The sequence below is a fragment of the Streptomyces sp. NPDC000941 genome (assembly GCF_053599555.1).
Window position 1 is genome coordinate 45,344 of sequence record NZ_JBSFMM010000052.1, and the last position, 10,789, is coordinate 56,132.

Annotated in this window: 8 protein-coding genes, 3 pseudogenes and 1 CRISPR repeat array; of the genes and pseudogenes, 10 read left to right on the top strand and 1 reads right to left on the bottom strand. The window is 67.2% G+C overall.

Translation table 11 applies throughout. The annotated features are described in order from the left end of the window. Positions 1 to 56 precede the first annotated feature (56 nt). From casA to ACWDSL_RS18960, 10 genes and pseudogenes are all read left to right on the top strand, one after another. Complete coding sequence (gene casA / locus ACWDSL_RS18915) at positions 57 to 1,643, top strand: type I-E CRISPR-associated protein Cse1/CasA (protein WP_450486729.1); 1,587 nt, start codon at positions 57 to 59, stop codon at positions 1,641 to 1,643. Continuing rightward, the gene (casB, locus tag ACWDSL_RS18920) at positions 1,640 to 2,320 is read left to right on the top strand and encodes a type I-E CRISPR-associated protein Cse2/CasB (protein WP_450486733.1); all 681 of its coding nucleotides are present in this window, start codon (positions 1,640 to 1,642) and stop codon (positions 2,318 to 2,320) included. The genes casA and casB overlap by 4 nt, the downstream gene beginning before the upstream one ends. Positions 2,321 to 2,367: 47 nt before the next feature. After that, the gene (gene cas7e, locus ACWDSL_RS18925) at positions 2,368 to 3,501 is read left to right on the top strand and encodes a type I-E CRISPR-associated protein Cas7/Cse4/CasC (RefSeq protein ID WP_450486735.1); all 1,134 of its coding nucleotides are present in this window, start codon (positions 2,368 to 2,370) and stop codon (positions 3,499 to 3,501) included. Further along, entirely contained in the window at positions 3,498 to 4,304 is an 807-nt protein-coding gene (cas5e, locus tag ACWDSL_RS18930) for a type I-E CRISPR-associated protein Cas5/CasD (protein WP_450486737.1), read from the top strand. The genes cas7e and cas5e overlap by 4 nt, the downstream gene beginning before the upstream one ends. Then, positions 4,301 to 4,990 (top strand): type I-E CRISPR-associated protein Cas6/Cse3/CasE, encoded by a 690-nt coding sequence (gene cas6e, locus ACWDSL_RS18935; protein ID WP_450486738.1) that lies wholly within the window; start codon positions 4,301 to 4,303, stop codon positions 4,988 to 4,990. Before cas5e ends, cas6e begins: the two co-directional genes overlap by 4 nt. Before the next feature lie 53 nt (positions 4,991 to 5,043). Next, the gene (gene cas1e, locus ACWDSL_RS18940) at positions 5,044 to 5,979 is read left to right on the top strand and encodes a type I-E CRISPR-associated endonuclease Cas1e (RefSeq protein WP_450486744.1); all 936 of its coding nucleotides are present in this window, start codon (positions 5,044 to 5,046) and stop codon (positions 5,977 to 5,979) included. Between the two features lies 1 nt (position 5,980). Continuing rightward, positions 5,981 to 6,340, top strand: coding sequence for a type I-E CRISPR-associated endoribonuclease Cas2e (gene cas2e, locus ACWDSL_RS18945; protein WP_450486740.1), 360 nt, complete (start codon positions 5,981 to 5,983; stop codon positions 6,338 to 6,340). Positions 6,341 to 6,372: 32 nt separating this feature from the next. After that, a CRISPR array of direct repeats spans positions 6,373 to 8,049; the repeat unit is 29 nt; unit sequence GTGCTCCCCGCCAACGCGGGGGTGGTCCG. A 201-nt stretch (positions 8,050 to 8,250) separates the two neighbouring features. Continuing rightward, positions 8,251 to 8,608 (top strand): annotated as a pseudogene (locus ACWDSL_RS18950) (DDE-type integrase/transposase/recombinase); the annotation flags it as partial. 1,111 nt (positions 8,609 to 9,719) lie between these two features. Next, positions 9,720 to 9,905: pseudogene (locus ACWDSL_RS18955) on the top strand (integrase core domain-containing protein); the annotation flags it as partial. Between the two features lie 152 nt (positions 9,906 to 10,057). Beyond that, positions 10,058 to 10,564, top strand: coding sequence for a DinB family protein (locus ACWDSL_RS18960; protein ID WP_450486742.1), 507 nt, complete (start codon positions 10,058 to 10,060; stop codon positions 10,562 to 10,564). Positions 10,565 to 10,665: 101 nt separating this feature from the next. Here the strand turns inward: ACWDSL_RS18960 and ACWDSL_RS18965 are convergent. Further along, positions 10,666 to 10,789, bottom strand: a pseudogene (locus ACWDSL_RS18965) (IS3-like element IS1206 family transposase); the annotation flags it as partial.

Genomic DNA, 10,789 nt, shown 5'->3' on the forward strand with positions numbered 1-10,789 from the left:
CCGGCCTGCCGCTCGGGTGCGGGGTTAGGGGAGGGATCTTCCAGTGAGAAGGAAGTATGACTGCGCGTTTCGATCTGCTTGAAGAGCCATGGATTCCGATCCGCAGGGTTGGTGGGGAACCGGCTCGTGTGGGACTGCATGAGCTGTTCCATGAGGCGCACCGCATTGTGGACCTTGAGCTGCCTGTTCCGCCGGCGGCCTCGGGGTTGCTGCGAGTTCTGTCCGCGATGGCTTTCCGTATCGGATCGCTGAAGGAGGAGCGGCTCGCGGACCCGGATGTTGCGGAGAGTGGGGTGGAGTGGCTCGAGGTACGCGATGGGCTGCTCGGCCAGGGTGGTTTCGACCGCGGCGCGGTGGAGGAGTACCTGGGGGCGTACTCGGACCGCTTCGATCTGTTCGGCTCGGAACGCCCCTTTCTCCAGGACCCGCGCCTGGTCAACGAGTGCACCACCCCAAAGGGGAAACCGAACCCCTCGGGGGTGAACAAGCTGGTCATGGGGCGCCCAACCGGTGTGAACGGTGCTGTGCTGTTCGGGCACTTCACCGACACCGCTCCTGTCCCGATACCTGCTGCGGAGGCGGCCTGGCACCTGATCGCACAGCTGTACTACGGCCCCGCCGGGCAGTGCACCCCGCGTCGCATCACCAGTACCAAGCCCGGCAACGGAGACGCCGGCCCCCTCCGTAAGACCGTCTCCTTCCACCCTTGGGGCCCGAACCTCTTCACCACGCTCATCCTTGGCATCCCCCGTTGGCAGGGCAGTGAGGACCTGGACGCAGAAGACGTGTGTCCCTGGGAGGGTGACGAGCTTCCGGATCCGCTGGGCAGGCCCTCGCCGCTCACCTGGCCGGGTCGGCTGCTGACCGGGCGCGCGCGGCACGCCATCCTTTTGGTCCCGAGCTCTGACGGCCGCCAGGTCACCGATGCCTATATCACCTGGTCCACTCACCAGCCCCCGTACAAGGCATTCGACCCCTATGTCGTGCAGCAGCAGAACAAACAGGGCGACTTCTACCCGCGGCCTGCCAGCCAGGACCGAGCGGTGTGGCGGGATGTCGACGCCCTGTTGCTCAAGCAGGGCGCAGACGGCCAACGCCCTGCGGTCTTCTCGGATCTGGCCATGCTCGCTCCCAAGCTGCGGGAATCCCTGCGGGTTCGGGCCTACGGTTTCGATCAGGACGGCCAGCAGAAGGATTTCGGGTGGTATGCCGCCACCACCCCGCCTGTTCTGCGGTATCTCGAAGAGCAGGACAGCCGCATGGCCATGCGTATTCATGTGTGCCATCAGGCGGCCGAGGATCTCGGCCGCGCGTTGGAGTACGCCGCGAAGCTGGCCTGGACCGAGTCCGGCGGTGGGAAGACCGACATGAAGAATCCTGGCCCCTGGACGCCGCCGGCCATCGCGGCCTACTGGTCCGCCGCAGAACAGATTTTCTGGCAGATGGTCACACCGGACGTGGAGGTGGCCCCGCACCCCGCCTTCCTCAAGGCTGCTGAGGAAAGCCTCACACATGCCATGGGCCTGGCTCGCAACGATATCCGGGCGGCGAAGGCGTTCAACCATGCCCGAGCAGTCCTGCGGAAAGCAGTCCCCGCAAACCCCCAGCCGTTACCTGATCGAGGAGTGAGCCCCGCCCGATGACCACCAGCGCCGATCCCACGCCGAGTCAGGCCAGTGCCGCAGAACGGCGTCAGCGGTACCGGCAGTTCGCGGCGAACATAACGGACCTGTGCGAGGACAAACGCGTCCAGGCCGACCTCCGCAGCGGCCTGGGCCTGCCGTACATCCGGTGCAACCGCATGCACCACTACCTGGTGCGATTCACCTCCGAAACCATGCACCCCGACGCCCGCCAAGCCCGGTACACCGTGGCTTCGCTCATTGCCGCCCGGCCCCGCAGAACCCGCGACGCCGACGCCCAGGCAGCAGCCGACCGCGAACAGGACAGTGAACAACAGCGTCGTTCATCGGGCGAGGACCGGCAGGACAACGCGGGTGCCGCAGGCACAAGGCCGCGCTCCAATCTCGGTGTCAGCCTGGCGGAGGCGGTCCGCCGACAGGGGCTGAAACCCGACTCGGCCGAGGGAGAGCTCCATCTGCTCACCCGGCAGAGCACAGACGCCTTCCTGCCCCGGCTGCCGTCCCTGGTCCGGCTCCTGCTGAACTCCGGAGCCACAGTGGACTGGGCCGTGCTGCTGCAGGACCTGGAGTGGTGGAACCACGACCGCGACCACATCGCCACCCGCTGGTTGGACGGCTACTACCGCACTCTCCACACCAGCGAAAAGAACGACGCCCCGCACGCCCGTCACGCGTAACGAGCAGTCACCGCTGCACACCTTTCCGCACAGTAAGGATTCCTTTCATGAGCCTCTATCTGGACCTGCACGCGGTGCAGAGCATCCCCGCGGCCAACCTGAACCGTGACGACCTCGGCTCGCCCAAAACCGTCCGGTACGGCCGGGCGAACCGTATCCGAGTCTCCAGCCAGTCCTGGAAGCGGGTCATCCGCCATGGCGTGGAACAGGAACTGGGCGAGTACGCTGCCCGCACTCGCCTGCTTCCGCTCAAGCTCAAAGCCGCACTGCGACAGTCCGGCTGGCCAGAAGACCTCGCCGAGTTCGCTTGGACACAGACCGCCTCGGCTGTCGGCAAGGGACTGAAAACAGAAAAGGAGGGCCACACCTCCGTCCTCCTTTTTCTGCCCGAGTCCGCCATCACCGAACTGACCACCCTGTGCCAGGAGCACCGTGCGGACCTGGAGAAGGCCGCCCCGAAGAAAGACAAGGCAGGGCAGATCCTGCCCGCGGACAAGATCGTCGCCATCCTGAAGAGCCGCACCGCATCCATCAGCCTTTTCGGTCGCATGCTGGCCGAACTGCCCGGCGCGAATGTAGACGGTGCCGCCCAGGTCGCCCACGCCATGACCACCCACGCCAGTGAGCCCCAGCGGGACTATTTCACGGCAGTGGATGACTGGCTCGGTCAAGCGGGCGAGACGGAAAGCGGCAGCGGACACCTGAGCACTGCGGAATTCAGCACCGGCGTCTTCTACCGTTATGCCTCGGTCAACCTCGATGACCTGCTGCGCAATCTCGACCACGACCGCAAACTGGCCCACGTGCTCATCGGCGCCTTCGCCGACCAGTTCCTGATGTCCCTGCCCCAGGCAAAGAAGACCAGTACCGCCCCGCACACCATCCCCGACCTGGCCTATCTGGCCGTACGAGCACGGCGGCCGGTCTCCTTCGCCGCCGCCTTCGAAACCCCCGTCGCCGCGGACCGCAACGGCGGCTACTCCACCCCCTCACGGCAAGCTCTCGCCGCCTACGCGCAGCAGGTCGAGCGCCTCACCGCCAGCCGCGGCCTCACCTTCCACGGGCACGCAGGCATCGACGACACAGGTATCGACGGTCTCGGCGACCGCTACGTCTCCTTCCCCGGCCTCATCGACGCCGCCGTCGCCGCCCTCCCCGACGACCAAGAGGAACAGCGGTGAGGAGCGGTCTCCTACTCCGGCTGGCCGGCCCCCTGCAATCCTGGGGTGAACGCTCGGCATTCAACGTACGGGACAGCGCCACGTTCCCCACCCGCTCGGCGCTGTGCGGCATGTTCGCCGCCGCGCAAGGTCGCGACCGCACGGCGAATCCAGGACACTACGCCGACCTGGAGTTCACCATCCGCGTCGACCGCCCCGGGCGCCGGCTCGTCGACTACCACACCGTGGGCGGCGGCCTCAGCCCGGAGCAGACCGTGGCCACCAGCGGCGGCAAACGCAAAGGAGCCGCCGTGATCTCCCGCCGCCACTACCTCGCGGACGCGGTGTTCGTCGTCGCTGTGACCGGACCCGACTCCGACATCACATGCATCGCCGACGCACTGGAACGCCCCCACTGGGCCCCTTACCTCGGCCGCCGCTCCTGCGTGCCCGACGAACCCCTGCTCCTACGCACCCACGTCACCGACCCCGTGAAAGAACTGAAGACCAAAGTGCCGCTCACCCCGACCGAGGAACCACCCGGGACCAACCCAGCCGACCGCGCCCCCGCCGGCACCACCTTGGTGGACTTCCTCCACGAACACCCCTGGGAGTCGGTACAGCACGACACTGAGGTCGTGGGCGCCACCACGGTTCTGGAGGTCGCCGACGTCCCGGAGAGCTTCGCACCGCACGCACGCCGCTACGGAACACGACGCCTGTACAAAACCGAGGTGCCAGTGCCGACCTCGCTCCTGGTCGCCCCCAACGAAAACCTCAGCGACAGGCTGATCTCCTACGCGCTGGGGGCTGCCGCATCATGACCGCCTACCTCGCCCGCATCCGGCTCAACCCATTCAGCCGCAACGTCCAGCGGGATCTGCGAGATGTAGCAGAACTCCACCGCACACTGATGAACCTGGTACCCGACGGACTCGGCGAAGCAGCGCGCAAACAAGCTGGCCTGCTGTTCCGCCTGGAGGAAGACCAACACGGCAGCACCCTGCTGGTCCAGGCAGCCTGTCCCATCGACTTGGCCGGACTGCCCACCGGATACGGAAACGGCGAAGTCAAGGACCTCGCCCCCATGTTCAAAGCACTCAAAGCCGGCCTGCCGGTCCGCTATCGCATCGCCGCCAACCCCGCCAAACGCGAACGGCTCCCCCTGGAAAAGACCGACACCCCGCCCACGGACTCCGAGGACAAACGCAACAAACGGGGCCGGATCCTCCCCCTCAGCGGAGCCGAGGCCGACCAATGGTGGACACGCCGCGCCGCAACCGCCGGCCTGAACGTACACACCCTGCTCCCCACACCCCTGGGATCCGCAAAAGGCCGCACCGGCAAAACCGAAAAGAAGCACACCATGCGACACCAGCTCATCCGGTACGACGGCATCGCCACCATAACCGACCCCCACGCCCTCACCGACGCGGTCATCACCGGCATCGGCCGCGGCAAACCATACGGCGCCGGGCTGCTCAGCCTCGCCCCGGCAGGTACCGATTGAGCACACCACCCAGCCAGGACGCCCGGGCCCGCCTCGCCGCACCAACCCTCGCGATGCTCCCCCGAGTGGCCGACTCCCTGTCTTTCCTCTACCTGGACATCGTGCGCGTCGTCCAGGACGACACCGGCGTCTGCGCCCAGATCGACACCAAAAACGGCACCGATCTGGTCTACATACCCACCGCTTCCCTGTCCTGCCTGCTCCTCGGCCCGGGCACCTCCATCACCGCCCGGGCCCTGACAACCCTCGCCCGCCACGGCACCAGCGTCATCTGCACCGGATCCGGCGGCGTCCGCGCCTACGCCGGCATCCTGCCCGACTCCCTCACCACGACCTGGGTAGAACGCCAGGCACGCGCCTGGGCCACTGAGGACACCCGGCTCGACATCGCCATCCGCATGTACGAGCGCCGCTTCGACGACGATGTCCCCGACGGCACCACCCTCGCCCAACTGCGCGGCATGGAAGGCCAGCGCATGAAATCCCTGTACCGCCTGCTGGCCCAACAACACGGTATCGGCCGCTTCCGCCGCAACTACCACCCCGACCAGTGGCACACCCAGGACCCCGTCAACCTCGCCCTCTCCGCAGCCAACACCTGCCTGTACGGCATCGTGCACGCCGCACTCCTCGCCATGGGCTGCTCCCCCGCCCTCGGCTTCGTCCACTCCGGCACACAGCACGCCTTCGTCTACGACATCGCCGACCTGTACAAAGCCGATACCACCGTGCCCCTGGCCTTCTCCCTCCACCAGTCAACAGACCCAGAACGCGATGTCCGCCGCAAACTCCGCGACGGATTCCGGCTATACCGGCTGCTGCCCCGGATCATCAACGACCTCCAGTGGCTCCTCGCCCCCGAAACCGACCAGGAGCCCCCACCCGACCGGCAAGACGTCGAGATGGTGCACCTCTGGGATCCCAAGGCCGGCCCACTCCCGGCAGGGACCAATTACGGCCATGGCCATGGCCCCGGGAAGGACCTCTAACGTGGCATCCATGGTGGTGCTGGCAACAACAGCAGTTCCCGATCACCTCAGAGGCGCCCTGAGCCGCTGGACCATCGAGGTCACCTCCGGCATCTTCGTCGGAACCGTCTCCGCACGGGTACGAGACGAACTCTGGAACGCAGCAGCACAAGTCGTCGGCGACGGCGCAGCCGTACTCATCCACCCCGCCGCCAACGAACAAGGCTTCTCCCTGCGCACAGCAGGAACACGCCGCCGTACACCGATGGACTTCGACGGCCTCACCCTGGTTCGCTTCACAGCCCAACAACGGCCGACTCCCCCGGCCCCACACACCCAAGCAGGGGAAGGCATGACCAAATCACAAAGCGTAAAGGGATAGCAAAGGCATCGCTAAGCTGCAGGTCACAAAGTGTGCTCCCCGCCAACGCGGGGGTGGTCCGCCGATCGTGCACATCCCCGGCAAGCGCCCCAAGTGCTCCCCGCCAACGCGGGGGTGGTCCGCAAGATCACGTATCGGAGATACCTTGGTACTTGTGCTCCCCGCCAACGCGGGGGTGGTCCGGGACCCCCGCGGTTCAAGATCAAGATTCGGCCGTGCTCCCCGCCAACGCGGGGGTGGTCCGACGAGCGGGACGGGGGAACCGCGGTAGATACAGTGCTCCCCGCCAACGCGGGGGTGGTCCGAATCCAGACCTCCATGTCACCTACCGGAGGGTGTGCTCCCCGCCAACGCGGGGGTGGTCCGCTCTTCAGCGGGTTCCGGAGGAAAGTTGAAGCGTGCTCCCCGCCAACGCGGGGGTGGTCCGTTGGCCACCAATTACACACGCCCCCTTCACCCGTGCTCCCCGCCAACGCGGGGGTGGTCCGCTTGTCGAGGACATAAGCAAGACCCCCGAGGCGTGCTCCCCGCCAACGCGGGGGTGGTCCGGAACTGTGTGACAGCGTCCTCCTGCTGATCGGGTGCTCCCCGCCAACGCGGGGGTGGTCCGTGGTCGTGGATCGAGTGGTGCCGACCCGGGTTGTGCTCCCCGCCAACGCGGGGGTGGTCCGGCAAGGGCGGCACGACGACGCCGAGCGTCCCAGTGCTCCCCGCCAACGCGGGGGTGGTCCGCGCCGTGGTGACGCCCGTAGGGCTAGGTACCGGTGCTCCCCGCCAACGCGGGGGTGGTCCGTCCACCCTGATATTCGGTCGGGAGCCGTCCGTGTGCTCCCCGCCAACGCGGGGGTGGTCCGCAGTACCGGACGCAGAACCTCAACCGGCTCGTGTGCTCCCCGCCAACGCGGGGGTGGTCCGAACGCTGCGCTGACGACGTGCTCGGCCCCGTCGTGCTCCCCGCCAACGCGGGGGTGGTCCGTCCTGTACGGCGGTGGCGGCTTGATGCTGTGGGTGCTCCCCGCCAACGCGGGGGTGGTCCGGCGAACCGGAGGCTGCCCGCGCCGCGGAAGTGGTGCTCCCCGCCAACGCGGGGGTGGTCCGGTGTGGGACCTCCCTGAGATCGAGGTGCGGCAGTGCTCCCCGCCAACGCGGGGGTGGTCCGGACATCACCCAGTACGACAACGGCATCATCCCGTGCTCCCCGCCAACCCGGGGGTGGTCCGTTCATCCGGTCGCCCGACGACAAGGCCCTGACGTGCTCCCCGCCAACGCGGGGGTGGTCCGCCCACCCACAACAGCGGGAGCGCCACCATCCAGTGCTCCCCGCCAACGCGGGGGTGGTCCGGGGCCCCGGAGGCGGAAGCGGTTTGCCGCCTCGTGCTCCCCGCCAACGCGGGGGTGGTCCGCCGAAACCCGAGAAGCGCGCAGCCGCCGCCGTCGTGCTCCCCGCCAACGCGGGGGTGGTCCGGTGTGGCGCGAGGACACCGGGTGGATCTCGCTGTGCTCCCCGCCAACGCGGGGGTGGTCCGCTGAGCAGCTTGCGGGTGCGCTGGTCGTATAGGTGCTCCCCGCCAACGCGGGGGTGGTCCGGTGTAGCTGCCGCCGTCGGCGCGTGTGACCTGGTGCTCCCCGCCAACGCGGGGGAGGTCCGTCAGTTGGCGGACTTGATGTTGAAGCTGCTGAGTGCTCCCCGCCAACGCGGGGGTGGTCCGCAGCGTCGTCAGCCGATGCGATCCCCTGCCGACCCTGGCAGGGGAACGCACAACCGCGTGCACAGCCGGTGCACATTCACGCGGGAACACACGGGAAACTGCAGGTAGGCGAAGGAAGTCCGTCGGGGCACGCAACGGCCCTGGCCAGGGGATTTTCCCAGGTCAGGGCCGTAATGGCGGACGAGTCGGCCTGTACGCCGGGTACAGGACCGGCGGAACAAGGCCGCGGCCAGGCGTTTCTTCCGCAGGCTCCTCAAGAGGACCGGTGCGGTGCCGCGGGTGGTCGTCACGGACAAGCTCCGCTCCCACGGCGCCGCTCACCACGAGGTCATACCCTCCATGGAGCACGGCAGTCGAACCACCTGAACAACCGGGCGGAGAGCAGCCGTCAGCCGACGAGGCAGCGCGAACGCGCAATGCAAGGCTTCCGCTCCGTGGGCGGGGCCCACCGGTTCCTGTCCACCTTGGCGGCATCTCACCCCATTTCCGGCCCCCACCATCTCATAACCGCCCCGAATACCGGGCCGAGATGAGCATCCGCTTCGCCATCCGAGAGTAGGTCACTGGCGTCGCCGGTCGGCCCACCGCGGCCTGAGCGCGGGCCGGCATCCAGGCCCACCAGGCCCCGACGCGCCGTCAGACACCCACGCCCCGATAACGCAACAGTGCCGGTATGCGGTCTCCCCTGACCACTGACCCAGCACTTGCACTCATCGGTGCCATCACTTTCACCCGCTTGGCACACTATTTATTCCGACAAGGCCCAGCACGGCTGTCTCGTTACGGCGCTCCAGAACCGGATACAGCACTCACACCCTGGGAGTGCCCTATCTGCCGGCGGACGACAAGGGGCTTTGCCGCCCCTTGACGCAGGTCGTCCACCGCGGCCGAAAGCCCCACGAACGGACTGCCTGCGGAAACCTGCCAGGAGAGATCAGCAGCGGTGCGCCCTACCCCTTTCACGGTGGGAGCACGAGATCGTGCTCCCACCGTGAAAGGTGCTCGAGCGCCAACAAGGGGTCCTTATGCCTCTCGATGCAGAGGGCATCCGAATCGGTGGGGTGACGTCGGGGGCCTATGGTTGACGACGGCGCGTGAGGGCGCGGTACGGCGCTGTAGGTCTACCGGATCGGGTGACGGACGAATCGGGCACCGTTGACACGTCTGCGAGTTGGGAGCACGAGGGCTCCCAGAGGGCTCCCCATTGCTCCCCGCCCGGAAACGGTTAAGGCCGCTTCCGCTACCCGCGGAAACGGCCTCCGACCTGCGACGACGCTGGTCGGGACGACAGGATTTGAACCTGCGACCCCTTGACCCCCAGCCGCGCGGCAATTCTCCTCTTATGCTCCATTTTAATACTCCTGCAGATCTGGCCCGCTGTCAAGCTCCTTACGAGCCCGTAGACGGCAGTCGTCAAGTGTCAACGCAGTGCTCCCACAAGCGCACCCGACGCAGATTCTCGCTGAGTCGCGGCCCCGCACACACCTGCAGATCCGAGTGCGGCTTCGAGCCTGGATCTCGGCGAACCTTGACAGGCACTGCGCGGAGCGTTGGCTGACGGGCTCCATCACTCGGCGCCTTACCGCCAGCCGATGCCTGTGGGGCTCCGCTATTCATCGCTGCTGGTCAAGCGCCCCACCCGGCGTGCAGAGAGCTGCGACCATGGTGAGATGATCGTGTCGCTTCTGTACCAGGTGACTCGACGCCTTCTCGCCGTCCCGACGGTGCTTCTACGGCGGGACACCTCGAAGGAGGCCGAACTTCTCGTCCTGCGCCATGAAAACGCCGTGCTACGACGCCAACTACAAGGGCGAGTAGGGTACGGACCCGCGGACCACCTGTGGTTCGCCTCTCTTCCTCGCTAGGGCCTGTCCGGCGGATCATGCCGGGCGGCCCACCGGCGCTGAATCGCTGTAGCGACCCGCCGGACAAGGAGCTGGATGGAGCAGGTTGGGTCCGTCGATAAATGCCTCGACATCGGTCGCGGTGATCGGGGACGCTTCGCGCGATGACCAGAATCGACGACACGCCGCCCGCGTGGGACGAACGCACCCAGCTCACCACATTTCTCGACTACGCACGTGACACCGCCCGCGCCAAGTGCGATGGCGTCGCTGCGGAGAACGCACGCAAGGCGCTCCTGCCGGGCTCACCGCTGATGACCATGAGCGGAGTGATCAACCACCTCCGCTGGGTCGAGTACTACTGGTTCCAAGTGGTCTTCCTCGGCGAGGAGGACCGGGGCCCCTGGACCGAAGAGGACCCCGACCGCGAGATGCGTATCGCCGTCGACTTCCCGCTCACGCAGTTGCTCGACGAATACGCCGAACAGAGCACCCACTACCGCGAACTGGTCGCCGGGAACGGCCTGGACAAGCAGGCCCAGCGAGCCGTGCGCAACGGCCTCCACGTCGACCTGCGCTGGATCCTCCTCCACCTCACCGAGGAGACGGCCCGCCACAACGGCCACCTGGACATCCTGCGCGAGATGCTCGACGGCACGACCGGCGACTAGATCCGGCGGAGGTCGTGGGCGGAGCCAGAGTCGGATCGAAGCGACAGTGACGGTGCCGTGGAAGATGTAGGGGGCTTCCCCATGATTGTGGACACCGGTTGTCATGCGGCGGTGGCCAGCTTATTAGTTGATCGCTGTTCGTAGGTGATCGGGCTGATCTGGCCGAGGCGGGAGTGCCGTCGGCGGATGTTGTAGCGGGTCGCCCAGCGGAAGACCGCGAGGCGG

Bases quoted from the DNA above. Each gene is read 5' to 3' on its own strand.
- casA (WP_450486729.1), top strand. From the start codon at position 57: ATGACTGCGCGTTTCGATCTGCTTGAAGAGCCATGGATTCCGATCCGC.
- casB (WP_450486733.1), top strand. From the start codon at position 1,640: ATGACCACCAGCGCCGATCCCACGCCGAGTCAGGCCAGTGCCGCAGAA.
- cas7e (WP_450486735.1), top strand. From the start codon at position 2,368: ATGAGCCTCTATCTGGACCTGCACGCGGTGCAGAGCATCCCCGCGGCC.
- cas6e (WP_450486738.1), top strand. From the start codon at position 4,301: ATGACCGCCTACCTCGCCCGCATCCGGCTCAACCCATTCAGCCGCAAC.
- cas1e (WP_450486744.1), top strand. From the start codon at position 5,044: ATGCTCCCCCGAGTGGCCGACTCCCTGTCTTTCCTCTACCTGGACATC.
- ACWDSL_RS18960 (WP_450486742.1), top strand. From the start codon at position 10,058: ATGACCAGAATCGACGACACGCCGCCCGCGTGGGACGAACGCACCCAG.